This window comes from Rhizobacter sp. Root1221 (assembly GCF_001425785.1).
In the GTDB taxonomy this organism is placed as follows: domain Bacteria; phylum Pseudomonadota; class Gammaproteobacteria; order Burkholderiales; family Burkholderiaceae_C; genus Rhizobacter.
Window position 1 is genome coordinate 186,442 of sequence record NZ_LMDI01000067.1, and the last position, 22,483, is coordinate 208,924.

The 22,483-nt window shown below is 69.4% G+C and carries 22 protein-coding genes; 14 read left to right on the plus strand and 8 right to left on the minus strand.

Annotation, left to right across the window (positions count from 1 at the left end):
• Positions 1–22 precede the first annotated feature (22 nt).
• The 5 genes from ASC87_RS28060 to ASC87_RS28080 all read left to right on the plus strand — a co-directional run bounded on the left by ASC87_RS28060 (position 23) and on the right by ASC87_RS28080 (position 3,900).
• Positions 23–706, plus strand: a complete 684-nt coding sequence (locus tag ASC87_RS28060) for an HAD family hydrolase (RefSeq protein WP_056670981.1) — start codon at positions 23–25, stop codon at positions 704–706.
• A 150-nt stretch (positions 707–856) separates the two neighbouring features.
• Positions 857–1,612, plus strand: coding sequence for a molybdate ABC transporter substrate-binding protein (gene modA, locus ASC87_RS28065; RefSeq protein ID WP_056670983.1), 756 nt, complete (start codon positions 857–859; stop codon positions 1,610–1,612).
• Positions 1,613–1,617: 5 nt separating this feature from the next.
• Positions 1,618–2,292: a molybdate ABC transporter permease subunit gene (gene modB / locus ASC87_RS28070; RefSeq protein ID WP_056670985.1), complete on the plus strand. Its 675-nt coding sequence runs from the start codon at positions 1,618–1,620 to the stop codon at positions 2,290–2,292.
• Between the two features lie 19 nt (positions 2,293–2,311).
• A complete protein-coding gene (locus ASC87_RS28075; RefSeq protein WP_056671170.1) occupies positions 2,312–3,001 on the plus strand; it encodes a sulfate/molybdate ABC transporter ATP-binding protein in 690 nt (229 codons plus the stop codon).
• Positions 3,002–3,075: 74 nt separating this feature from the next.
• Entirely contained in the window at positions 3,076–3,900 is an 825-nt protein-coding gene (locus ASC87_RS28080; protein WP_056670988.1) for a TOBE domain-containing protein, read from the plus strand.
• A gap of 6 nt (positions 3,901–3,906) precedes the next feature.
• Here ASC87_RS28080 and ASC87_RS28085 read toward each other — a convergent pair whose 3' ends face one another.
• Positions 3,907–4,365, minus strand: coding sequence for a nitrate reductase associated protein (locus ASC87_RS28085; protein ID WP_056670991.1), 459 nt, complete (start codon positions 4,363–4,365; stop codon positions 3,907–3,909).
• A gap of 266 nt (positions 4,366–4,631) precedes the next feature.
• Here ASC87_RS28085 and ASC87_RS28090 point away from each other — a divergent pair, with 266 nt between their 5' ends.
• Entirely contained in the window at positions 4,632–5,957 is a 1,326-nt protein-coding gene (locus ASC87_RS28090) for a type IV pili methyl-accepting chemotaxis transducer N-terminal domain-containing protein (protein WP_056670993.1), read from the plus strand.
• A gap of 26 nt (positions 5,958–5,983) precedes the next feature.
• Here the strand turns inward: ASC87_RS28090 and ASC87_RS28095 are convergent, their stop codons facing one another.
• Together ASC87_RS28095 and ASC87_RS28100 are read right to left on the minus strand one after the other, a co-directional pair.
• Positions 5,984–7,840 carry an NEL-type E3 ubiquitin ligase domain-containing protein gene (locus ASC87_RS28095; RefSeq protein ID WP_056670996.1) on the minus strand — a complete coding sequence of 619 codons (1,857 nt, stop codon included), beginning with the start codon at positions 7,838–7,840 and terminating at the stop codon, positions 5,984–5,986.
• 345 nt (positions 7,841–8,185) lie between these two features.
• A complete protein-coding gene (locus ASC87_RS28100; RefSeq protein WP_056670999.1) occupies positions 8,186–9,073 on the minus strand; it encodes a LysR family transcriptional regulator in 888 nt (295 codons plus the stop codon).
• 88 nt (positions 9,074–9,161) lie between these two features.
• Between ASC87_RS28100 and ASC87_RS28105 the strand changes: the two genes are divergently transcribed.
• Positions 9,162–9,569, plus strand: a complete 408-nt coding sequence (locus ASC87_RS28105) for a carboxymuconolactone decarboxylase family protein (protein WP_056671002.1) — start codon at positions 9,162–9,164, stop codon at positions 9,567–9,569.
• 20 nt (positions 9,570–9,589) lie between these two features.
• On the opposite strand, the gene ASC87_RS28110 is transcribed toward ASC87_RS28105, so the two are convergent.
• Positions 9,590–9,922 (minus strand): four-helix bundle copper-binding protein, encoded by a 333-nt coding sequence (locus ASC87_RS28110; protein WP_056671006.1) that lies wholly within the window; start codon positions 9,920–9,922, stop codon positions 9,590–9,592.
• Positions 9,923–10,032: 110 nt separating this feature from the next.
• Here ASC87_RS28110 and ASC87_RS28115 point away from each other — a divergent pair, with 110 nt between their 5' ends.
• Complete coding sequence (locus tag ASC87_RS28115) at positions 10,033–11,421, plus strand: GH1 family beta-glucosidase (protein WP_056671009.1); 1,389 nt, start codon at positions 10,033–10,035, stop codon at positions 11,419–11,421.
• Here ASC87_RS28115 and ASC87_RS28120 read toward each other — a convergent pair.
• Both ASC87_RS28120 and ASC87_RS28125 read right to left on the minus strand, forming a co-directional pair.
• Complete coding sequence (locus ASC87_RS28120; RefSeq protein WP_056671012.1) at positions 11,402–12,412, minus strand: substrate-binding domain-containing protein; 1,011 nt, start codon at positions 12,410–12,412, stop codon at positions 11,402–11,404. The two genes, ASC87_RS28115 and ASC87_RS28120, sit on opposite strands and share 20 nt — an antisense overlap.
• A 145-nt stretch (positions 12,413–12,557) precedes the next feature.
• Entirely contained in the window at positions 12,558–13,217 is a 660-nt protein-coding gene (locus ASC87_RS28125; protein WP_056671015.1) for a hypothetical protein, read from the minus strand.
• A gap of 181 nt (positions 13,218–13,398) precedes the next feature.
• Between ASC87_RS28125 and ASC87_RS28130 the strand changes: the two genes are divergently transcribed.
• Together ASC87_RS28130 and ASC87_RS28135 are read left to right on the plus strand one after the other, a co-directional pair.
• Positions 13,399–13,731 (plus strand): hypothetical protein, encoded by a 333-nt coding sequence (locus ASC87_RS28130; protein ID WP_056671018.1) that lies wholly within the window; start codon positions 13,399–13,401, stop codon positions 13,729–13,731.
• A gap of 18 nt (positions 13,732–13,749) precedes the next feature.
• A complete protein-coding gene (locus ASC87_RS28135) occupies positions 13,750–13,983 on the plus strand; it encodes a hypothetical protein (RefSeq protein WP_056671021.1) in 234 nt (77 codons plus the stop codon).
• A 4-nt stretch (positions 13,984–13,987) separates the two neighbouring features.
• On the opposite strand, the gene ASC87_RS28140 is transcribed toward ASC87_RS28135, so the two are convergent.
• On the minus strand, positions 13,988–14,689 hold the full coding sequence (locus ASC87_RS28140; RefSeq protein WP_157604425.1) for a hypothetical protein: 702 nt from the start codon (positions 14,687–14,689) through the stop codon (positions 13,988–13,990).
• A gap of 161 nt (positions 14,690–14,850) precedes the next feature.
• Here ASC87_RS28140 and ASC87_RS28145 point away from each other — a divergent pair, with 161 nt between their 5' ends.
• Positions 14,851–16,170 carry a sorbosone dehydrogenase family protein gene (locus ASC87_RS28145; RefSeq protein ID WP_056671027.1) on the plus strand — a complete coding sequence of 440 codons (1,320 nt, stop codon included), beginning with the start codon at positions 14,851–14,853 and terminating at the stop codon, positions 16,168–16,170.
• Positions 16,171–16,194: 24 nt separating this feature from the next.
• Here the strand turns inward: ASC87_RS28145 and ASC87_RS28150 are convergent, their stop codons facing one another.
• Positions 16,195–17,292, minus strand: a complete 1,098-nt coding sequence (locus ASC87_RS28150; protein WP_056671172.1) for a catalase family protein — start codon at positions 17,290–17,292, stop codon at positions 16,195–16,197.
• Between the two features lie 92 nt (positions 17,293–17,384).
• Here ASC87_RS28150 and ASC87_RS28155 point away from each other — a divergent pair, with 92 nt between their 5' ends.
• From ASC87_RS28155 to ASC87_RS28165, 3 genes are read left to right on the plus strand one after another with little or no spacing between them, the layout of a single operon-like run.
• Positions 17,385–20,474, plus strand: coding sequence for a response regulator (locus ASC87_RS28155; RefSeq protein WP_056671029.1), 3,090 nt, complete (start codon positions 17,385–17,387; stop codon positions 20,472–20,474).
• 5 nt (positions 20,475–20,479) lie between these two features.
• Complete coding sequence (locus ASC87_RS28160; RefSeq protein WP_056671034.1) at positions 20,480–21,319, plus strand: protein-glutamate O-methyltransferase CheR; 840 nt, start codon at positions 20,480–20,482, stop codon at positions 21,317–21,319.
• Between the two features lie 51 nt (positions 21,320–21,370).
• A complete protein-coding gene (locus ASC87_RS28165; RefSeq protein WP_056671037.1) occupies positions 21,371–22,483 on the plus strand; it encodes a hybrid sensor histidine kinase/response regulator in 1,113 nt (370 codons plus the stop codon).

Genomic DNA, 22,483 nt, shown 5'->3' on the forward strand with positions numbered 1-22,483 from the left:
AGAAAGAGAAAGGCCCCTCGCGATGAAACTCGCCATCTTCGACCTCGACGACACCCTCATCGACTTCGCCTCCACACGAGAGGTCGCGTATGGCTGCCTGTCGGCCCACCTCGACGGCGAGCGCATCGATTCCGCCGCGTTCGTGTCGGCGTGCCGCACCATCGACCGCCCCGTCTTCGCGCTGTTCGAACGTGGCACGATCACGCGCGCCGAATACCGGCTGCGGCGATTCAGCGAACCGCTGGCGGCCATCGGCGCGCCACCCAACCCGGCGCTGGTCGTGCACCTCAACCGGTTGTTCATGGAATGCGTCAACGACCGCCCCATGCTGTACGGGGACGCGCTGCCCGTGCTGGCGCGCCTGCGCGCCGAGGGTGTGCGCACCGCGATCCTGACCAACGGCCCCTCCGACGGGCAACGCCGCAAGCTCGAGGCCACCGGCCTCGAAGCGGCGGTGGACCTCGTGGCCATCGGCGAGGAGACAGGCTTCAGCAAACCCTTGCCGCGGGCATACCACGCCATCGTCGAACATTTCGCGTTCGACCCGGCGGATGCGTTGATGGTGGGCGATTCGCCGGAGCTCGATTACGACGGTGCGCGGCTGGCGGGGCTGCAGGCGCTGCTGCTCGACCGTGATGCACGCCACCGGGGCGGCACCCGGCAGTCGATCGGGTCGCTCGCGGACGTGGTGCGCACCGTGAACTGACCCGTGCCTCTCGGCCATGCTCGCGAGCGTCGTATAGAAATCTCTATGTCCACCGGGAGATATTGAGCAACGGTCGGATCGAGGCTACCGGGAAGCAGTGTATAAATCGGTATATACCGAAGCACCCCGCATACACCACCGTCGATCCCCATGTACACACGCCCCTCGCGTTTTGCCCTGCCCCTCGCCGCACTGCTGCTGAGCTGGCAGGCCAGCGCCGCAGACCTCACCGTCTCGGCCGCCGCCAGCCTGACCAACGCGTTCAAGGAACTCGCCCCGATGTTCGAGGCCCGGCACCCCGGCACGAAGGTGCTCCTCAACTTCGGCGCCTCCGGGGCGCTGCTGCAGCAGATCGCCAAGGGCGCACCCGCCGACGTGTTCGCCAGTGCCGACCAGGAGTCGATGGACCAGGCCCAGGCGCAGTCCCTCGTCAAACCGGACGAGCGGCGCAACTTCGTGTCCAACAGCCTCGTGGTCATCGTGCCCGCCACCGGCGCGATGACCCCGAAGACCCTTCATGAACTGGCCCAGCCCGCCTTCGGCCGCGTGGCCATCGGGCTGCCGGCCAGCGTGCCGGTGGGTCGCTACACGAAGGCGGTGCTCGACAAGGCGGGCCTGTGGGCCACGATCGAACCCCGTGTGATCGGCGCGCAGAGCGTGCGGCAGGCCCTCGACTACGTGGCACGCGGTGAGGTCGATGCCGGCTTCGTGTACGGCACCGACGCTGCCGTGATGTCGACCAAGGTGAAGGTGGCCTTCACGGTGCCCACCGAGGTGCCGGTGCTCTACCCCATCGCCCCGGTGGACGCGGCACCGAACGCGTCGGCCGCGCGCCAGTTCGTCAGCTTCGTGCTCACGCCGCCGGCCCAGGCGGTGCTCGCCAAGCACGGCTTCGGCAGGCCCTGAACGCCATGGCGGGTGCATGGGTGCCGTTGGCCCTGACCCTGAAGGTGGCCGGCTGGGCCACGCTGCTCAACCTCGTGCTGGGCGTGGCCGTGGGGTTCGTGCTGGCGCGTCGCAGGTTCCCGGGCCGCGACGTGCTCGACGCGGTACTGACGCTCCCGATGGTCATGCCCCCCACCGTGCTGGGCTACTACCTGCTGGTGCTCATCGGCCGGCGGGGGCCGCTCGGCGCCTGGCTCCAGTCCACCTTCGGCATCCAGCTCATCTTCACTTGGCAGGGGGCGGTGATCGCCGCCACCATCGTGGCCTTCCCGCTCGTCTTCAAGTCAGCCCGCGCTGCCTTCGAGGCCGTGGACCCGCAACTCGAACAAGCCGCACGTGTGCTGGGGTTGCGCGAATGGGCGGTGTTCCTGCGAGTCACGCTGCCGTTGGCCTGGCGCGGCGTGATGGCGGGCCTGCTGCTCGCGTTCGCCCGGGCCACCGGGGAATTCGGCGCCACGCTGATGGTGGCCGGCAGCATCCCCGGCCGCACGCAGACCCTGTCGGTGGCGGTGTACGAGGCGGTGCAGGCCGGGCAGGACGACCTTGCCAACTTCCTGGTGCTGGTCACGTCGGTCACGTGCATCGTGGTGCTGCTGGTGGCCGGGCGGCTCGCGCCCGGCCGTGTCGCCGGCCAAGCGTGACCCCATGAGCGAACCCGCCATCACCTGGGACATCGACGTGCGCCGCCGGTTCGAACACGCCGGCCGGCGATTCGACCTGCAGTCGCGCTTCGTCAGCGACGCGCGGCGCCTGATCCTGTACGGCCCGTCGGGTGCCGGCAAGAGCCAGACGCTCAAGGTCATCGCCGGGCTTACCCCGCCCGACGCCGGCCACGTGCGCCTCTCGGGCCGCACCCTGGTGGACCGTGCCGCCGGCATCGACGTGCCGGCACGCGACCGCCGCCTCGGCTACGTGTTCCAGGACTACGCCCTCTTCCCCCACCTCACCGTGGCGCAGAACGTGGGTTTCGGCCTCGCCCCGGGTGCCCGGAACCCCGGCCGCGGCACCGTGGCCCCGCAGGTGCACCGCTGGCTCACGGCGTTCGAACTGGGGCCGCTTGCGAACCACTACCCCGAGCAGCTGTCAGGCGGGCAACGCCAGCGCACGGCCCTGGCGCGCGCGCTCGTGACCGAACCGCAGGCGCTGCTGCTCGACGAACCGTTTGCCGCGCTCGACACCGCGCTCCGGGCGCGCCTGCGCGACGAGCTGTCGGCGCTGCTGGACCACCTCGCCATCCCGATGATCCTCATCACCCACGACCCGGCCGACGTGGACCGCCTTGGTGACGAGGTGCTGCACCTCGCCGAGGGTGTGGTGCTGCCGCCGTCCGCCAACGCCGCCGCGGCCTGAGACAGGTGAACACACCCAATCGCGTATCCTTGCCGCCACCCGCGAACCGGGGGCAACAGGAGCGTGGCGCACCCATGGCAACCAGAGGCGGCAGGAAGTCCCGGGCCATCGAACTGCAAGGTTCGGTGCGGCTCACCGTGGGGGGTGACGACCTGGGCGGTGCGGCACGCATCGGCCTGCTGCGCGCCGTCGCGGAACAAGGGTCCATCACCCACGGCGCCAAGGCGGCCGGCATCAGCTACAAGGCGGCCTGGGATGCCATCGACGCGATGAACACCCTGGCCGGCGCCCCGCTCGTGGAACGCAGCACCGGCGGCCGCGGGGGCGGTTCGACCCGGCTCACCGCCAGGGGCCAGCAGCTCGTGCAGCGGTTCGCGCAGATCGAGGCCGTGCACGGCCGCTTCGTGCGCCTGCTCAGCGAGGAAGGCCTCGACCTGAGCCAGGAATTCGATGTGATGAGGATGTTGAACGTGAAAACCAGCGCCCGCAACCAGCTGACCGGCACCGTCAGCGGCTACAAGGCCGGGGCCGTCAACGACGAGGTCGAGCTGACGCTCTCGGGCGGCGCCCGCATCGTGGCCGTGGTCACCCGCACCAGCACGGAACAGCTCGGCCTGAAACTCGGGGCCACGGCCTTCGCGTTGATCAAGGCGTCGTCGGTGCTGCTCGCCACCGGCCTGGACGGCGTGAGGCTGTCGGCCCGCAACCAGATCCCCGGCACGGTCACCGCCGTGACCCCGGGCGCCGTCAACGCCGAGGTGGTGCTCGACATCGGCGGCGGTGCCAGCCTCGCCGCGGTGGTCACCCAGGCCAGTGCGGACACCCTGGGCCTGGCCGTGGGGCAGCATGCCATGGCGATCTTCAAGGCCTCCAGCGTGATCCTCGGGACCACGCTCTGACCCCTCTCAGGCGGCCAGGCCGAACTCGCGCAGCGCCGGCACGAAGTTCTCGTTCTCGTGGCCCCCACGCGTGAGCTTGAGCAACGCGAACCGTTGCAGCGGGCGCAGCATGGCCCAGCCGCGCTCGGGGTCGATGCGCACGTTGAATTCCTCGGCCTTGCGGGCGACCACCTCGGGCACTTGCGCGGGGTTGGCCCAGGCCGGCACGACGTCGCCGTCGGTGGGGACCACGAACTCACCCACGTCCAGGATCGATTGGCTCAGGAAGTTGCGGTAGGCCTGGACTGCGTCGAGCGTCTCGACTTTCATGGTCACGAGCCGCGCGCGCGTGCTGAGGCTGAACTGGCTCCAGGCCCGCAGCGACAGCTTGATGCCGCAGGCATCAAGCTTGTAGCGCACGATCATCGGTACGCAGCGAAGCGAGTTGACGAAGGCGGCTTCAAAGTCGAAGAACTGTACTTCCATGAGAGATCCTTTCGCACGGGCGAAACGCGAAACGACGCCAGGCGCGCGGGCAGCGAACCTGAAGACGACGGGGGGTGGGATGGCCCGGGAACTCGGGAGACAGGGCGGAGGGCAGGACGCGCCTGGCGTGCTGCTCGCTCGAGTCGATCGGCCGGAATGGCGATCAGGGCGGGATGGCGGTGCCTCGTTGCACCACCGGGCCCGCTCATGCAACATGCGGGCCAGCTGCCGCAGCCCCCGGCCCGGTCTTCCTCTATGCTCGCGGCATGAGCCCCGGAATCCCTGCTGCCGAACCCTCCTCGCCCGCCATCCTGCTGCTGATTTCCGAGGGTGACGTGTCCACCGCGGCGCTGGTGGCGGCCCTGCTGGCCGGTGGCCTCGGTGATGGCGTGCGGGTGGAGTCGGGCGGGTCCTGCGACGATTTGGTGCGCGAAGTGGCCAACCGTGCACCAGATCAAGTCATCCTGTTCGCCGCCCCGCACACAGTCGGCGCGTCGTTGAGGGCCTGGGACGGTGTGACGCCCTGCCCGGTCACGTGGATCGCCCCACCTCCGCCCCCTTCGGTACTCGACGAGTTGCTCGCCGCGGGCCTGGCCGGGTGGTGGCCCGCCACGGCGTCGGCCGGGCTCGACGCGCTGGCCACCGGCCTGGCATTCGATCGCGCGCGCTGGGCCCGCGACCGCTCGCGCGCAGAGGAACTCGCCAGCGTGATCGCCCGCCTCGACGAACGCAAATGGCTCGACCGGGCCAAGGGGGTGCTGGCGCAGGCCCGCGGCCTCGGCGAGGCCGAGGCCTTCAAGCTGCTTCGCGGGGCGGCCATGCATTCCAAGCAGAAGATCGGCGACGTCTCCCGCTCCGTGACCGAAGCCGCGGCGTGGGCCGATGCGCTGAACCGGGCCGGCCAGCTCCGGATGCTGTCGCAACGGCTGGTCAAGCTGGCGGCCCAGCGCCTGATCGACGTGGACGCCCACCGTGCCCGGCGCCTGGAGGAAGCCTCCCTCGAAAAGGCCCGGGCCATCCTCGACACGCTGGCATCGCTACCGAAGTCCGTGGCGGTCAGCGACGCCGTGCGGCAGGCCCTCGCCCACACCCAACGGGCGTGGGACACGCTCGAGGGCGCGCTCGTGCCCCGCATGACCGTGCCCGCGCTCGCGCAGGCAGACGCGCACGGCCTGGCCCTGCTGGCCGCTGCCGAATCGCTGGTCGCGGAACTGGAGCGGGCCTCGAACCGCCGGCCGCTCACCGCGGTGAACCTGTGCGGCCGCCAGCGGATGCTCGCGCAACGCATCGCGAAGGACGCGCTGCTGGCCGACCTGTTCGACGAAGCCGCCCACCGCGGCGCACTCGCCGAGTCGATCGACGCGTTCGAATCGGCCCTTCAGGAACTCGAGAAGACGCCGCTCAGCACCGGCGACATCCGACAGTCGCTGGCCGCCGCGCGCAGCGAATGGCTGCGCCTCGTGGCAGGCATGCGCACCACCGACAGCGGCGAAGGCAAGCTGCTGCTGAGCCGAGCGAGCGAGGTGCTGCTCGACGCGTTCGACGAACTCACCACGCTGTACGAGCACAACCTGCAGCTGCTCATGTCGTGAGGGTGTCGTGGCCGCCCATGGCGTGCCTAGACCTCTTCGCGCATCAGCTGCGCAAGCGACGTTCCGCCGAGGCCGGCGCACCTCGCCGCCAGGGCGTGCTCCGCCCGGGTCTTGCGGCGCAGGAAGTCCTGGGCGGCCTCGACGTAGGCCGTCAGCTCCTCCAGATGCTCGTCCCCGTCCCGCGGCAGGTCCAGGCCGTGGAACGGATCTTCGCCGAACCGCTCCCCGAGGGCCTCGAATTCATGGGCATGCAGATGCTTCATGCTGCGAAGCCAGATGTCGTTGCGCACCAGGAAGTCCTTGAGGGCCTTCGGGTCAGCCTCGCTCGTCTGCACGGTGGACCTGAGCACGTCGATGTCGGCCTGGGTCATGACGCTGACACCCCGGTGGCCCAGCCCTTGGGACACGTAGCCCTCCAGGCCCAGCGCGGCACCTAGCTCCACCTTGGCATGGAGCCTGGTCTCGACCGGCTCGTTCGTCAGCCGGGTCATCTTCCACTCGATTTCCCGCAACTCGTTGATCGCGGTCGCCACTTGCTCGCGGAGCGTGAGGGACTCCGCGGTGCCGCCCGCCGCGGCCACCAGGTCATCCACCTCCGCCAGGATGTCGACTTCCGACACGGCCACCGGCCGTGCCATCGAGGCAACAATCGCCTCCTCGCTCATGCCGAGCGCGCGCATTCCCGGGGAAAGCGCGTCGCGCTTCTCCGCAACCAGGGCGGCGGTTTCCGCCTTGGCCCGATCGATGAACCGGTTGATTTCGCGGTCGAGCACATCGAGCCGGAACTGCGCTCGCCCCCACCCGTTCAACGCTTCGAGGCCAACTCGCCCTTGTCTTACCGCCGTCTCCATCTGGTGGTTGCGCACGGCATGCACGATCTCGGAGAACCCTTCAGCGACGTTGTCGCCGCAATCCCCCAGGGCGGTCTCCGCCATCGCGAATACCAAAGCGCGCAGATCGGTGGAGTCCGCAATGGCATGGATCACCATGGCGCCCTCCACGGCCAGTTCGTGCCGGTTGGTGATGGTGGCATTGGCGATGGAGGCCGCCGGCATTCGACGCTCCAGCACGCGGGCGAACGAGTCGGCATACCTTTCACCGTTGAACGCGGATGCGCTCTTCAGGCCGGGAAGTCCGGCTTCGCGCAACCATGCATTCATCTGCGCGCCGAGCTGCGTCGACCCCTGCTGGACATCCTCGGCCACCGAGTGGACCGTGACGGCGTTCGGGTTCTTGGAGAGCCGATGACCGGTCCCGGCAAGGGCGAACGCGCCCATGATCTCCAGGAGAAACGGCTCGTCGGCGGGAAGGGAGGCGAGCGGACGCTGGACCGCCAGGGCGTCGACGGGAACGATGGCGGCAGCAGGCTGGGCACCGGCATGGCGCATCGACAACTGGAGGCTTTCAGCGTCGGCAATCGTCCCCTCTCGTTGGGCGTGATAGGCGAGCCGCCGGGCCGCGGTCATGCGCACGTCCATGGGAAGCGCCCCGTCGCCAATGATGCGCATGAAATTGTCGAAGGCCGTCGCGTACTCGGGCCGGTCCCGGGATGCGTAGTAGTCCTGGCGTCCTTGGTGGAAGCAGGCTGCGCCCAAACCGGCGCCAAGCACGGTTGCCGCCGGAAGGGCAACCTTCAAGAGCATCTGCAGCCGATGTTCGGAGCGCTGCCCGTCCCCATGGGTGCGCAAGCGGGCCTGCTGCACCGACAGCCACATGTCCAGCGCCCGCTCCGCCTGCGGGTCACCCGGTGAGCGGAACCTCGCCTCGAGGCAGCGCTCCAGGTCGCCGCGCTGGGCCGGGGACATGACTTTCGCAAAATGGTACTGCTCGGACGCCGACTTCTTGAACCACCGCGTCGACCGCTCGGCCGACAGTTGCGACATGTCATGCACGGTGGCGGAGACACTCCAGGGGACGGGTGCCCGAGGTCCCGGCGTTCCTGCAGCTGCGGCCCGGAGTGAGCGCGCTGCCGAGGGAAGACCCGCGGGCCTGTCCCATGCGTTGCGTGAATCCGCAGGTGTCGCCGATTCCCCCGCCGGCTGCGGCGATGCGGGCACGGAGTGGACACGTGATTGACTGAATGTGGGGAAGACGGGCATCTGTCGGGTTGAGGGGCGCAGTCCGTGGCAGCCTCCGCATGCTCCCGGATGGCTGGCCCGCATGCAACAGAAGCGCGAAGAGGCGTTGGTCGACGCGAACCGCCGGTCACGGTCCTGGCGCGTGGCCTCTCAGCCGGTGACGGCACGCGCCGCGCGCGCCAGCTCCGCGTGCAGGTCGCCCAAGTGCCCCGGGGTGGCCAGCCCGATACCCACCGCCAGCTCGTCGCCTTCGGCCAACGGCCGGTAGCGCACGCCATCGCGCTGCAGCGCCTGGAACGAGGACGGCAGCAGCGCCAGCGCTTCGCCACGGGCCACGCCTGCGAGCAGCACCGGATGGTCCTTCGGTTCGAGCACAGCCACCGGCGAAAACGCATGGCGGGCGAACACGGCCTGGCAGTGATCGAAGAACGCCGGCTGGCGGGCCCGCTCGAACCAGAACAGGCGTTGCCCGTTCAACTGCGACAGCGACAGCGCGCGCCGCCGCGCCAGCGGATGGGCCGCCGGCAGGGCCACCACCAGCGGCTGGCGATCGAGCCACGTCACGGTGAGGTCCCGGGTGTCGGTGGGCAGCGCGATGAGCGCCGCATCCAGCCGGTGCTTGAGCAACAGCCGCACGAGGCGTGGCGAGGTGTCGGTGAGCGGCGTGATGGCCCGATCGGGGCGCGCGGTGCGCAGGCCATCCAGCAGGTGCGCGAACCAGTCGGCCTCGACGGCGCTGGTCAGGCCGAGCCGCAGCGTGGTCGACGCGCCGGCCCCCATCAGCGCCGCCTCGGCTTCCTGCAGCAACACCAGGATGCGCCGCGCCTTGGGCACGAGCAGCCGCCCGGCGGCGGTGAGCGCCACGCCCTGCGTGTTGCGGTCGAAGAGCCGTGTGCCGAGGCGCTCCTCCAGCCCGCGGATGGCGCGGCTGAGCGGGGGTTGCGACAGGTGCAGCGCCTCGGCGGCCTGGCGGAAGCTCAGGGTGTCGGCCACCGCGAGGAACAAGGCCAGGGCACGCGAATCGAGGCGGGGTGTCATACCAAAACGGTATCACGAACTCGGTCCTTCACGGACGCGGCGGTCGGCGCGACAGTAGCCCCATCGTCACTTCAACAGGAACACACCGATGTCCACCCAACCTTCAGAACGCCACCTCCGCGGCACCCGGCGCCTGCACGACGTCGATGGTGACGCTGGCGTGGCCGTGGTCGCGCAGCTCGCCGCATCGTTCCCCGATTTCGCGACCTACGTCGTGGAGTTCCCGTTCGGCGACATCTACAGCCGGCCCGGGCTGGGCCTGCGGGAACGCGAACTGGCCGTGGTGGCCGCGCTGTGCGCGCTGGGCAATGCGGCACCGCAGCTGAAGGTGCACGTGGGCGCCGCGCTGCACGTGGGCTGCCAGCCGGCGGAAGTGGTCGAGGTGGTCATGCAGATGGCCGTGTACGCCGGCTTCCCGGCGGCCCTGAACGGCCTGTCGGTGGTGCGCGAGGTGTTCGGCGAGCGAGGCATCGCGCTGCCCCTGCCGGCAGCATGACGGCTCGGTCTCCCAGGCGCTCAGGCCGCACCGAACTCCCGGCAGACCTTCGCGCATCGGCGGCAGGCATCGGCACACCGCTGGCAGTGGGCCATCGGGTGCTGGCCGCACTCGGCCGCGCAGCGGTCGCAGACGTCCGCGCAGCCCTTGGCCACCACCTTGGCCACCTCGCTGCCGCGAGCCACGGTGGCCGCGGCCAGTTCACACATCGCGGCGCAGTCGAGGTCGAGTGCGATGCACCGGGCCATCGGTTTAGGGTCGTTCTCGCGCAGGCAGGACGCGGCACAGTGGTGGCACGCCGCGGCGCAGGCCGAGGCCGCCTCGATGAAAGGCAGGTGGAGCACGGGGTCCATGGGTGTCTCCTTCGTCAGCAAGTCCCATCCACCGGCAAAGGGCGTGCCCAGGCCACCCCTTTTCACCCGGTGGGCCCTTGGCGACAATGCCACGAGCTTCCGGTCCCTCCATGAACGCCCCCACCCTCGACGACGTGCTGTCCCCTCCCCCCGGCTCGGCGATGTGGCAGCCGGACTTCCTGTTCGGCGCGGGCACCGCGGCGTACCAGATCGAAGGTGCCGTGGCCGCGGATGGCCGCCTGCCCTGCATCTGGGACACGTTCGCGGCGCGCCCCGGCGCGGTCCGCAATGGCGAGACCGCCGCCGTGGCCTGCGACCACTACCGCCTGTGGCAGCAGGACATCGACCTCGCCGCCGGCCTCGGCCTCGACGCGTACCGACTGTCCATCTCCTGGTCACGGGTGTTGCGGGAGGACGGCACGCCCAACCCGGCGGGCATCGATTTCTACGAGCGCGTGCTCGACCGCCTCGCCCACCACGGCGTGAAGGCGTTCGTCACGCTCTACCACTGGGACCTGCCGCAACACATCCAGGACCGCGGGGGCTGGCTGAACCGCGACACCGGCCGGCGGCTGGCCGATTTCGCCGACCTGGCGAGCCGCCGCTTCGGCGACCGCGTGGCCACCTGGGCCACGCTGAACGAGCCGTGGTGCGCCGCGTTCCTGGGCCACGGCAGCGGCCTTCACGCCCCCGGCATGGCCGACACACGCTACGCCGTCGAGGCGATGCATCACCTGCTGCTGGGACATGGCCACGCCATGGCCGCACTGCGGGCCAACGGCGCGCAACGCGTGGGCCTGGTCACCAATGTCACCGCGGTATCGGCCGACAGCCCCAGCCCCGCCGACCAGCACGCCGTGCGGCTGGCCCGGGCCTGCTACAACCAGTGGGTGATGGATCCGCTGCTGCTGGGTTCGTACCCGGAAGAGCTGCAGGAACTGTGGCCCGGCGTGCGCCCCATCGTGCACGACGGCGACATGCAGGTGATCGCGTCGACCATGGACTTCATCGGCATCAACTACTACTTCCGCGCCAACGTGCGCAGCGATGGCGCCCACGGCTACACCGACAAGGGCCTCGACCGTGTCGAACGCACCCTCATGGGCTGGGAGGTGTACCCCGCCGGGCTGCGCGACGTGTTGATCGGCTTCAAGGGCCGCTACCCCACGCTGCCGCCGGTCTACATCACCGAGAACGGCATGGCCAGCGACGACGTGGTGGCCGACGGGCGCGTGGACGATGCGCAACGGGTGCGCTACCTGCAGCGCCACCTGGTGGCCATCGACCAGGCCCTGCACGCCGGCGTGGATGTGCAAGGCTACTTCGCGTGGTCGCTGCTCGACAACTTCGAATGGTCGGAGGGCTATGCCAAGCGCTTCGGCCTCGTGCACGTGGACTACGCCACGCAGGCACGCACCCCGAAGGACAGCGCCCTGGCGCTGAAGGCCTTCCTCGAGCGCCGCCGGGCGCAGGGCGTGATCAGCGGCCGATCTTCCTGAGCGAATCCCGCAGCACCAGCTCGGGCTGGAAGTCGCGGTCGATCGGCAGTTCCTTGCCGTAGCTGAGGTTGATGAGCAGGCGGCACGCGGCCAGGCCCATCTCGTCGATGCGCGTGTCCACCGTGGTGAGGCGCGGCGCCAGGAACGCGCTCATCTCGGTGTTGTCGTAGCCCACCACCGAGATGTCCTCGGGCACCGACTTGCCCGCCAGGCGCAGGCACGACAGCGCGGACATGGCCATCTGGTCGTTGGCCACGAAAAGGCCGGTGAACTTCGTGCGGCCGCGCAGCAGCTGCTCGGTGGCCGCCCAGCCGCCTGGCGCGGTGAAGTCGGCGTGCACGACCGGCAAGGTGTCGGTGTTGACCCCCGCGGCCTGCAACGTGGCGAAGAAGCCTTCCATCCGCTGGCGGTTGTCCTGGGCGTGCTGCGGGCCCGAGATGACCGCGAGACGCCGGTGTCCGTGGTCCAGCAGCGCCTGGGCCGCGAGCGCGCCGCCTTCCCGGTGGTTCACGCTGAAGCCATGGCTCTTCATGCCCTTGACCTCGCGGTTGACCACCGCCAGGCGCACGCCGCGCTGCTTGAAGGCAATGATGTCGCTGTCGCGCAGGTCGTTGCTGGCAATGATGATGCCGTCGCACTCGCGGTCGATCAGGAACTCGGTGCTGCTGAGGGCCTGGTGGCGCCCATCCTCGTCGCCGATGCCGTTGACGGCCACCATGTGCCGGCCGTGCCGGCGCAGTTCGCCGTCGATCGCGTCGAGCATGGGCCCGTAGAACGGGCCCCGGAAGTCGGGCACGTACACGCCGATGGTGCCCGTGCTCTGCAGCGACAGGGCCCGCGCGACGTTCGACGGACGAAAACCCAGCTCGGCCGCCGCGGCATGCACACGTTCAGCTGCCGCCGCGGAAAACGAGCCGTTGCCCGAGATCACGCGCGATGCGGTGGCCACTCCCACGCCCGCGAGTTGCGCTACGTCCCTGATCGTTGCCATCTTTGAGAAGCCGTTCGTATACGTTGCCGAGACCCGCGGATCATATCGAGCCCGCTGCCCGAGGCTGATGCGGTGCGATACAGGGCGGGAGGGACGCGATTGCGCCGATTCTGCACATTCGTGCGGCTGCCACCACCGCCCGGACTCACGGCGTGGTGCGTGCCACCACGACCTTCCCCGTGCGCGGTTCGTACTCGCAGGCGTAGCTGAACGCGATCAGGTTCATGCCCGGGGCCCGCTCCACCGAGCCTTCGCCTTCCATCGCCGTGCGGCCGTTGGTGGCCGCGCGCAACTTGCGCGAGTCGGAGCCGAACGCGATGCGGCCCACCCGCGGATGCTTCGACTTCAACACCGACGCCACGGCAGCCTCGCAGGCCTCCGGCGACAGCGCGGTCAGGTCGGGCTGCCAGCGCGTTTCGGCGCCGGAATCGGCACGCGCGGGACCGATGTCCTTGAAGACCACGCCCGACGTGGTGTCCGACTTCACGTTGTAGGCACACCGGTAGCTGAACGGGCGCGCCGCGGCGCTGCCACCGCGGTAACTGCCCTCGCCCTTCACGTCCGTTTCGTCGTTCACCGGCGGCAGCACCGAACGGCGGGCCCGCACGAACTGGACCTGGCGGCCGTCATCGCCGCGCATCTCGCGGATGGTGTCGGTGACGGCGGCCTCGCAGCGTTCGCCCGCCGCCTCGGCGATGGGGCCGGCCCCGGTGGCCGGCGCGGACGGCGGCGGATCGGCCGCCAGGGCGGCCAGCGGCAGCGTGGCGGACAGCAGGAGCGCGAGGAGGGTATGGGGCGTTTGCATGGGTGAATAGCGTAGCAGGTGCCGCGGATGCTCATGGCGGTGAACTTTCAGCGCGCCCGGCGGTCGATCCGTGACGCGGGTCACGCAAGCCGGCAGGACACCGGGCTTGCGCTCCCGCCGACCGGCCCCATGTTCTCCCAGTGACGAGGCCTGATCAACGGCCGCGACGAGGAAACGACACATGACAGCCCACTTGTCCGAACAACAGCCCACCCGGCCGTCGGTGGTGCTCACCCTGGCCCACCTGCTGGAACGCCTGGAACGCAGCCCCGTGGCGGTCGATCCGGGTCAATATCGCTCGGTCGTCCTGCACTTGGTACAGGAATTGGAATCGGTCAAGCCCGGCGAAACGCTCTCGGCGGTGCTAGATTCCTACCCTGCGGCCGCGGAGTTGTACGAGAACCTCCAATACGAGCACGCCGGGCTTTGCCGCTCGGCCCTCGAATTCTCGATGAGCGCCGAACTGCGCGCAAAAGACGTGATCCAAAAGGCACGTTGCGCGGCCGATCAATGAACCAGGAAGAACCCCTCAGTGGCGAAGAATGAAGTGAAAACGACCGTCGTGGCCGACGGTCTCCGGTATCGGTCCAAAGTGGCGGGCTCGCCCTTCACGGCAGCAGGCTCCTTCGGCGCTGCCACCATGTCATGTTTCCTTTGCGGGAAACACCGTCCCCGTGCGTCACTGAAAACGCGCAAGCTGCTCGGCAAGGCCCAGGCGGTGTGCGCACCGTCCTGCCGCGAGCTCGACGAAGCCAACGCAGGCTGATCGTTCAGCGGCCGCCGGCCAGCCCGGCGACCCACATCGGCAGCACCTGCTCGAACGGGGTGTCGCCCGGTGCAAATGCGCCCGGCTCGGCCAGGCGTATCCACGCCCGGGTGTCATGGTGACTCCCTTCCATCGGGGGGTCGGATCGCTCGTGGGTGAACCACGCATGCACCTGCGCATACTGCGCCGGGTGGCGGTTCAACGCCCAGGCCAAGCCCACCAGATCGGCAAACCCTTCCTCACGGCGAATCTCGCGCATCGCCTGCCAGCGTGCCCGCACGGCCGGATCGGGAATGTCATCGTTGGTGTCGTCCGGGATGCCCGGGGGCATGGCGCTCCACGCCCCCTGCACCTTGCGCCAGCAGTGCGCCATCTCGTGTGCCGCCACGGCCTCCACGATGGGCACGAACAGGCTGGGCGGGATGTTTTGTTCGGTTTCGTCGGCCAGCGGGTTGCCGCGCATCGAAAACACGAGCTGGCAGCGCCCGTCCACGTGCGCCATGGCCACCGGCGCCAGGCCTGGGGCTGGTTGCGGCTGCACCACCACGTCGAGTGGCAGGCCCTGCTGTTGCGCGTAGGCGATCACCGGCGAGGCGGCGCCAATCCAGCGCATTTCGCGTTCGGAGAAACGCGAGTCCGCGTTGGCGGCCCCGGTTACACCGGAGACCACCAACGCGAGCAACGCGGCAGACTCTCTTTTCCCCATGCCCCTCATTGGGCCCGACATCGTTTTGGCGCGGGTGCCGAACAGCGTTGGGAATTCCCGCCTTTTCCGACTGCTTCCGACGGGCCGCTGCGGCATCCGCCTACAACGCGGCACTTCGTCACATTCAAGAATGGGCGGTTGATTCAACGGGGGGCACATCCATGGTGGCAATCCGGACTGTGTGCAGCGTGCTCGCTGCGGCCGCAGGACTCTGCGCGTGCGGGGACACCGCACGCCTCCCGCCGGCGGCAGACTTCGGCCCCACCCCCCAGCTCCCCGCCCCGAACAAGACGCTGCTGCCCACGCTGAACATCGCGCCGGCCACCGGCTGGCCCGCCAACGGCAGCCCGGTGGCCGCGCCTGGCACCCGCGTCGCAGCCTTTGCCACGGGGCTCGACCACCCCCGCTGGATCCACGTGCTGCCCAACGGCGACGTGCTCGTGGCCGAATCCAACGCACCGCCCAAGCCCGAGGGGTCGGGCGGCGGCATCCGGGGCTGGATCATGAACAAGGTGATGGCCCGCGCCGGCGCGGGCGTGCCCAGCGCCAACCGCATCACGCTGCTGCGCGACGCCGATGGTGACGGCGTCGCCGAAGTGCGGTCAGTGTTCCTGGAGAACCTGATGTCGCCGTTCGGCATGGCCCTGGTGGGCAACGTGCTGTACGTGGCCAACGCCGACGCGCTGGTCCGCGTCCCGTACACCACCGGCGACACCCGCATCACGGCCACGCCCACGAAAGTCGTGGACCTGCCGGCGGGCATCAACCACCACTGGACCAAGAACGTGATGGCGGACCCCGAGGAGCGCAAGCTGTACGTCACCGTCGGCTCCAACAGCAACGTCGGCGAAAACGGCATGGACATCGAGGCCGGCCGCGCCGCCATCTGGGAGATCGACCCGGCCGGTCCCACCCACCGGCTGTTCGCCACCGGCCTGCGCAACCCGAACGGCCTGGCGTGGGAGCCCACCACCCGCACACTGTGGACCGTGGCCAATGAACGCGACGAGATCGGCAGCGACCTCGTGCCCGACTACCTCACCTCCGTGCGCGACGGCACCTTCTACGGCTGGCCCTACAGCTACTACGGCCAGCACGTGGACGAACGCGTGAAGCCGCCGCGTCCCGACCTGGTGGCGCGGGCCGTGGCGCCCGACTACGCCCTCGGTGCCCACACCGCCTCGCTCGGCCTGGCGTTTGCCGACGGCAGCACCCTGCCCTTCGGCCGCGGCATGGTCATCGGCCAGCACGGCTCGTGGAACCGCAAGCCGCACAGCGGCTACAAGGTCATCTTCGTGCCGTTCGACGGCGCCAAGCCGTCCGGCCCGCCGAAGGACGTGCTGACCGGGTTCCTCACAGACGACGGCAAGGCGATGGGCCGGCCCGTGGGGGTCGCCTTCGACACACGTGGCGGCCTGCTGGTGGCCGACGATGTGGGCAACGTCCTCTGGCGCGTGACCGGTTCGCCGGCAAAGCCCTGAGTGCAGGCGGTGACGTCAACCTCCTCAATCCGGGAAGTTGTCCAGCGACCGAGGTTCGCACAGCGAGCGGCCGTTCTGGTGCGCGCGCTGCGCCGCGGACGCGGCGTAGGCCGCATGCCGCACCCGCATGATCGAGCCGAGCGGGCGATGGGCTTCGAGGCCGTGCCACGGGCTGAAGGCCATGCCGTCATCCACCACCTCGGAACGGGCGGCGCTCCACGCCACCTGGCCCGGCACAGCCAGCGTCGCCACGGTGGTGTAAGGGCTCAACGACACCGGCCACAGCACCGAGGCGTCCTCGATGGGCATGTCGTCGAGCCCGGTGTTCAGCTGCACCTGCAGGTCCCATTCGCTCAGCGGGTGTTCGGCGAAAAATGCCAGCACGGCCTCGCGCAGGCCATCGGGCTTGCCATTGACGTCGAGCGCGGCACCGGCCAGCGCCCGCAGCCACGGCGACCGCGGCGACAGGGCCACCTTCGCCACGTGGTCACCGTAGCGCACCGGCGCCTGGCTGTAGAACGTCTCCCCGAGGATGTGGGTCTCCGGATGTCCGCCCAGGCCCTTGAGCGTGCCGCTTTCGCCCCCCAGGCGTTCCACCACGCGTTCGGCCCCGCGCAACACCGCCGACAGCACCTTCTTGAGGCCGGGACCGCGGTCGGCGGTGGCCGCCACCAGCTTGAGTCCGCGCAGGAACGCCTTGGCGTTGGCCGACAGGAACGCCGGGCTGTCCACCAGCACGAAGTCCTGCGTCGTGTCGCCGGCTTCACCCGACAGCTGCGGCCCGGTCACACCGAGCACCTTGAGTGCCGCGCCACGCGGCGTGGACACACTGTCGTCCAGCAGGTCACCCGGCGTGGTGGAGAGCCGCAGCACCGCCGGATGCCGCCCCGGGCGCGCGAAGATGCCTTGTGCCAGCGCCGGCGGCAGGTCGCCCACCACCAGCTCGCCACGCAACAGGCCGTGGCTCTTGGCGTGCACGCTGCGCAGGCCGTGCCCGCCGTCCTCGAACGTCTTGCGCGAAATCGCCCGCAGCGTGTCGACGATGGCCGCGGTGGTTTCGGCCTCGTCGGGTTCGGGCACTTCGAAGGCGGGGTCGTATCGGATGGGCTGGGTGCTGTGCATCAGGGGCTCCGTCGGGTAGATCCGCTCCATGGGCAAATCCCGAGCCTGCCCTCGCCGCGCACCGCGCGATCACCGGAAACCACCGCCGCACCATGACCCCCGACGCCACCATGCGCACCTCCTCGCGGGATCCCGTGGTCCACATCGCCACGGCACTCGCGCTGTTCGTCATCTTCGTGGTCGACCTGTTCACGCCGGTGGGTTACGCCGAATGGGCGCTCTACCTGCTGCCGGTAGCCCTGTTGCTGCTGCAGCGCCGGGATTGGGCACCGCTCGCGGCCGCGCTGGCCGCCACCGTGCTCAGCGTGGCCGGGCACCTCCTGTCCCCCGAAGGCACGAACCCGATGCTCCACGCGGTGAACCGCGTGCTGGGCGGCTCGGCCCTGTGGTGCCTGGCGGTCCTCGTGTGGCAGGTGTTGCGCACGCGCCGCGACGTGGTCGAACTGCTGTGGTTGCAGCAAGGTGAGACGACGGTGTCGCAGCAACTGATCGGCGAACGCAGCCCCAATGCCGTGGCCGACAGTGCCGCGCAGGCGCTGTGCGGCGTCACTGGCGCCGACACGGCGCTCGTGTACCGGCTCGATGGCCAGGTGCTGCTGCGCAAGGGTGGGCACGCGTACGACCCCGCCACGGCCCCGGAACGCATCGCCGTGCCGGACGGCCTCGTGGGCCAGGTGGCCCGCGATGGCCGCCCCCGGGTTATCCACGACGTGCCGCCCGGCCACCTGCCGCTGGTGACGGCCTCCGGGCGCAGCACACCGGGTCAAGTGGTCCTCGCCCCGATCAAGGTGGACGGTGTCACGTCGGGTGTGGTGGAACTCGGCTTCCAGCCCGGCGGGCGGGACCTTGCCACGGTGATCAAGCTGCTCGACCAGGTCGCCGAACCCATCGGCGTGGCACTCCGCTCCGCGCTCTACCGGCGCCGGCTGGAAGTGCTGCTGCAGGAAACACAGCGCCAGGGTGAGTCGCTGCAGGCCCAGCAGGAAGAACTGCGGGTGTCGAACGAGGAACTCGAGGAACAAGGCCGCGTGCTGCGGGAGTCCCAGGCCCGGCTCGAGGCGCAGCAGGTGGCGCTGGAACGAACCAACGTTCAGCTCGAGGAACAGGCCCAAGTGCTCGAGCGGCAGAAGCTCGACCTGCTGGCCGCGCAACAGACGCTTCACGGCAAGGCGGAGCAGCTGGAATCGGCGAGCCGCTACAAGTCGGAGTTCCTCGCAAACATGTCGCACGAACTTCGCACCCCGCTCAACAGCTCGCTGATCCTGTCGAAGCTGCTGGCCGACAACAAGCCGCACACGTTGAACCCCGAGCAGGTCAAGTACGCCCAGGCCATCCACGCCTCCAACAACGACCTGCTGCTGCTCATCAACGACATCCTCGACCTCTCGAAGATCGAGGCAGGCCACGTGGAGCTGTCCATCGAACCCATCGCCGTCGCCGACCTGCTCGCCCGCCTGCAGAGCACCTTCGACCCGCTCGCGCGCCAGAAGAAGCTGGCGCTGTCGATCGACGTGGCACCCGGCACCCCGGATGCACTGCAGACCGACGGCCAACGCCTGCAGCAGATCCTGACGAACCTGTTGGCCAATGGCATCAAGTTCACCGAACGCGGAGACGTCCGCCTGCTGGTGCGGCCCAGCGCCCCGGGCCGGATCGCGCTGGAGGTGCGTGACAGCGGCCTCGGCATCCCGAAGGCGCAGCAGCAGGTGATCTTCGAGGCGTTCCGCCAAGCCGACGGCAGCACGAGCCGGCGTTTCGGCGGCACGGGCCTCGGGCTGTCGATCTCCCGGGAACTGGCCCACCGGCTCGGCGGCGGCATCCAGGTGGACAGCGAACCGGGCCGTGGCAGCAGCTTCACCGTGGACCTGCCCGTGGTGTTCGACGGCGAAGCCGCGCCCGCGGCCGCGCCGCCACCGGCCGCCCCCGCCGCATCGTCCGCCAGCTCCCCCCAAGCTGCCCCGCCAGTGCCAGGGCCCGGGCCTGACGACCGCCAGCACCTCAGCCGCCCGGGCCGCCTGATCCTGGCCGTGGAGGACGACCCGGCCTTTTCCAGCGTGCTGGTCAACCTGGCCCACGAACTCGATTTCGACTGCGTGATCGCCAGCGACGGCGAGGAAGGTTTGCGGCTCGCCCGCGAACTGCAGCCAAACGGCATCTTGCTCGACGTGGGCCTGCCTGACCAATCCGGCCTGACCGTGCTCGAACGCCTCAAGCGCGACGGCTGCACCCGCCACGTACCGGTGCACATGGTGTCGGGCCACGAGCGCACGCAGACGGCGCTGGAGCTGGGGGCCATCGGCTACGTGCTCAAGCCCGCGTTGCGCGAACAGCTGGTGACCGCCATCCAGGGGCTGCACGACTGCCTCCAGCGCGCGGTGCGCCGCGTGCTGGTCGTGGAGGACGACGAGGAGCTGCGCCGCAACCTGGTGCTGCTGCTCTCGGCCGACCACGTAGAAATCGACGCCGTGGGCACCGTGGCCGAGGCCCTCGCCCGCCTCGCCAGCACCACGTTCGACTGCATGGTGATGGACCTGTCGTTGCCCGATGGTTCGGGCGACGACCTGCTGGAGAAGATGGCGGCCGGCGTGCAATACGCCTTCCCGCCGGTGATCGTGTACACCGGGCGCGCACTCAGCGGGCAGGACGAACAGCGGCTGCGCCGCCATTCGAAGTCCATCATCGTCAAGGGCGCACGTTCGCCCGAACGGCTGCTGGACGAGGTGACGCTGTTCCTGCACAGCGTGGAATCGTCACTGCCGCCGGAACAACAGCGGCTGCTGTCGCAGGCGCGCGAACGCGACTCGGTGCTGGACGGCCGGCGCGTGCTGCTGGCCGAAGACGACGTGCGCAACATCTTCGCGCTCTCCAGCGTGTTCGAACCCCTGGGCGCCCGCCTGGAGATTGCCCGAAACGGCCGCGAGGCCCTCGATCGGCTCGAGCAGGGCCCGCCGGTGGACCTGGTGCTGATGGACATCATGATGCCGGAGATGGACGGCATCACCGCGATGAAACACATCCGCGAGCGGCGCGAGTGGGCCGACCTGCCCATCATCGCGCTGACCGCCAAGGCGATGCCCGAAGACCGGGACCGATGCCTGCAGGCCGGCGCGAACGACTATGTGGCCAAGCCAATCGACGCGGACAAGCTGACCTCGCTGTGCCGCGTGTGGATGCCCAGGTAGACGCAATGGAAGAGCGCGCCGTGGACAAGGAAACCGCCCTGTTCGACATCGAGGTCAAGCTGATGCTGAAGGCCGTGTACCGCCGCTACCAGCACGACTTCCGCGACTATGCCGCGACGTCGCTGCGCCGCCGCATGCGCCAGGCGATGACCCGCTTCGGCTGTGACCGGATGTCGCAGTTGCAGGAGCGCGTGCTGCACGAGCCCGATGTGTTTGCGCAGATGCTGCAGTTCCTGACCGTGCAGGTGAGCGAATTCTTCCGCGACCCGGACTACTTCGCTGCACTGCGCCACGAGGTGCTGCCGCTGCTGGCCACGTACCCGTCCATCAAGGTGTGGGTGGCCGGGTGCAGCAGCGGCGAGGAGGTGTGGTCCCTCGCCATCCTGCTGGCCGAGGAAAAGCTGCTCGACCGGGCGCTGATCTATGCCACCGACATCAACCCCGACGCGCTGCGAAGGGCCGAAGCCGGCGTGTACCCGCTCGAACGCATGGCGCTGTTCAACAAGAACTACCTTGCCGCCGGTGGCAAGGTGTCGCTGTCGGACTACTGCGAGGCAGCCTGCGACAGCGTCGTGTTCGACCGGACGCTGAAGAAGCATGTGGTCTTCGCCGACCACAGCCTGGCCACCGACACGGTATTCTCCGAAGTGCACTTCGTGTCCTGCCGCAACGTGCTGATCTACTTCAACCGCGGCCTCCAGGACCGTGCCGTCGGCCTGTTCCGCGAGTCCCTCGTGCGCCGCGGGTTCCTGGGCCTCGGCGGCAAGGAAACCCTCCAGTTCGGCGCCCACGCGAAGGCGTTTGCGCCGCTCATGATGGCCGAACGCCTGTACCGCCGGGTCTGAACCATGAAGCACCCCCTCTGCTGTGTGCCCATCCAATCCCAGGGAACCGCCATGAACCAACCACCTGAAGTCAATGTGCTGGTCGTCGACGATGTTGCGCAGAACCTGCTCGCCCTCGAGGCCCTGCTCGCGCGCCCGGGCATCCGCCTCCTGAAGGCGGGTTCGGGCGCCGAGGCGCTGGAACTGCTGCTGAACCACGACGTGGCCCTGGCCCTGCTCGACGTGCAGATGCCCGAGATCGACGGCTTCGCGCTCGCGGAACTGATGCGCGGCGCCGAACGCACCCGGCACATCCCGATCATGTTCCTCACCGCCGCGTCACAAGACCAGCAGCGCACCTTCCGAGGCTACGAGGCCGGCGCGGTGGACTTCCTCTACAAGCCGCTCGAGCCGCACGTGCTCGCCAGCAAGGTAGCCGTGTTCGTGGACCTCTACGTTCAACGGCAGCGGCTGCAGCAGCAGATCGTGGAAGTGCAGCGCCTGCGCAAGCTCAACGAGATGATGACCGCGGTGCTGACCCACGACCTGCGCACACCGCTGATGGCCATTGCCCTCAGCGCCGAGATCGTGCACCGGCGCGGCCACGAGGAGGCGATCCAGAAGGCCGGCATGCGCATCAAATCGAGCAGCTCCCGCATGGCACGCACCATCGACCACCTGCTGAACTTCTCGCGCGTCCGCACCGGCATCGCCAGCATCTCGCCGAAGATGGCCGACCTCGGCACGCTCTGCGCGGGTGTCGTGGCCGAGGTGCTCGAGGTGCGCCCCAACGTGCACATCGACGTGCAATGCGAGGGTGACCTGACCGGCAGCTTCGACACCGACCGGCTGAGCCAGGTGTTCTCGAACCTGATCGGCACCGCGCTCGAACACGCCGGTGAAGGCGTGCCCGTCACCGTGCGGCTGGAGGGCTCCCACAAGGACCGCCTCAACGCCCACGTCGGGTTCGCCACGGTCTTGAGCGACGAGGTGCAGGCGGAGCTTTTCGCACCCATCCTGTCCGCGAACGGCAAGGACGGCCTGCGCAACACCCTCGGTGCAGGCCTCGCCATCGTGGACCAGGGCATCAGCGCCCACGGCGGCTCCATCGTGGCGCGCTCCAACGCCGCCGAGGGCACGCTGTTCGAATTCCTGATTCCGCGCAGCGAACGCGCGATCCACTGA

Excerpts from the sequence above, each read along its gene's own strand:
- ASC87_RS28060 (WP_056670981.1), top strand. The coding sequence starts at position 23 with ATGAAACTCGCCATCTTCGACCTCGACGACACCCTCATCGACTTCGCC.
- modA (WP_056670983.1), top strand. The coding sequence starts at position 857 with ATGTACACACGCCCCTCGCGTTTTGCCCTGCCCCTCGCCGCACTGCTG.
- modB (WP_056670985.1), top strand. The coding sequence starts at position 1,618 with ATGGCGGGTGCATGGGTGCCGTTGGCCCTGACCCTGAAGGTGGCCGGC.
- ASC87_RS28080 (WP_056670988.1), top strand. The coding sequence starts at position 3,076 with ATGGCAACCAGAGGCGGCAGGAAGTCCCGGGCCATCGAACTGCAAGGT.
- ASC87_RS28085 (WP_056670991.1), bottom strand. The coding sequence starts at position 4,365 with ATGGAAGTACAGTTCTTCGACTTTGAAGCCGCCTTCGTCAACTCGCTT.
- ASC87_RS28090 (WP_056670993.1), top strand. The coding sequence starts at position 4,632 with ATGAGCCCCGGAATCCCTGCTGCCGAACCCTCCTCGCCCGCCATCCTG.
- ASC87_RS28095 (WP_056670996.1), bottom strand. The coding sequence starts at position 7,840 with ATGTCGCAACTGTCGGCCGAGCGGTCGACGCGGTGGTTCAAGAAGTCG.
- ASC87_RS28100 (WP_056670999.1), bottom strand. The coding sequence starts at position 9,073 with ATGACACCCCGCCTCGATTCGCGTGCCCTGGCCTTGTTCCTCGCGGTG.
- ASC87_RS28105 (WP_056671002.1), top strand. The coding sequence starts at position 9,162 with ATGTCCACCCAACCTTCAGAACGCCACCTCCGCGGCACCCGGCGCCTG.
- ASC87_RS28110 (WP_056671006.1), bottom strand. The coding sequence starts at position 9,922 with ATGGACCCCGTGCTCCACCTGCCTTTCATCGAGGCGGCCTCGGCCTGC.
- ASC87_RS28115 (WP_056671009.1), top strand. The coding sequence starts at position 10,033 with ATGAACGCCCCCACCCTCGACGACGTGCTGTCCCCTCCCCCCGGCTCG.
- ASC87_RS28120 (WP_056671012.1), bottom strand. The coding sequence starts at position 12,412 with ATGGCAACGATCAGGGACGTAGCGCAACTCGCGGGCGTGGGAGTGGCC.
- ASC87_RS28125 (WP_056671015.1), bottom strand. The coding sequence starts at position 13,217 with ATGCAAACGCCCCATACCCTCCTCGCGCTCCTGCTGTCCGCCACGCTG.
- ASC87_RS28130 (WP_056671018.1), top strand. The coding sequence starts at position 13,399 with ATGACAGCCCACTTGTCCGAACAACAGCCCACCCGGCCGTCGGTGGTG.
- ASC87_RS28140 (WP_157604425.1), bottom strand. The coding sequence starts at position 14,689 with ATGGGGAAAAGAGAGTCTGCCGCGTTGCTCGCGTTGGTGGTCTCCGGT.
- ASC87_RS28145 (WP_056671027.1), top strand. The coding sequence starts at position 14,851 with ATGGTGGCAATCCGGACTGTGTGCAGCGTGCTCGCTGCGGCCGCAGGA.
- ASC87_RS28150 (WP_056671172.1), bottom strand. The coding sequence starts at position 17,292 with ATGCACAGCACCCAGCCCATCCGATACGACCCCGCCTTCGAAGTGCCC.
- ASC87_RS28155 (WP_056671029.1), top strand. The coding sequence starts at position 17,385 with ATGACCCCCGACGCCACCATGCGCACCTCCTCGCGGGATCCCGTGGTC.
- ASC87_RS28160 (WP_056671034.1), top strand. The coding sequence starts at position 20,480 with ATGGAAGAGCGCGCCGTGGACAAGGAAACCGCCCTGTTCGACATCGAG.
- ASC87_RS28165 (WP_056671037.1), top strand. The coding sequence starts at position 21,371 with ATGAACCAACCACCTGAAGTCAATGTGCTGGTCGTCGACGATGTTGCG.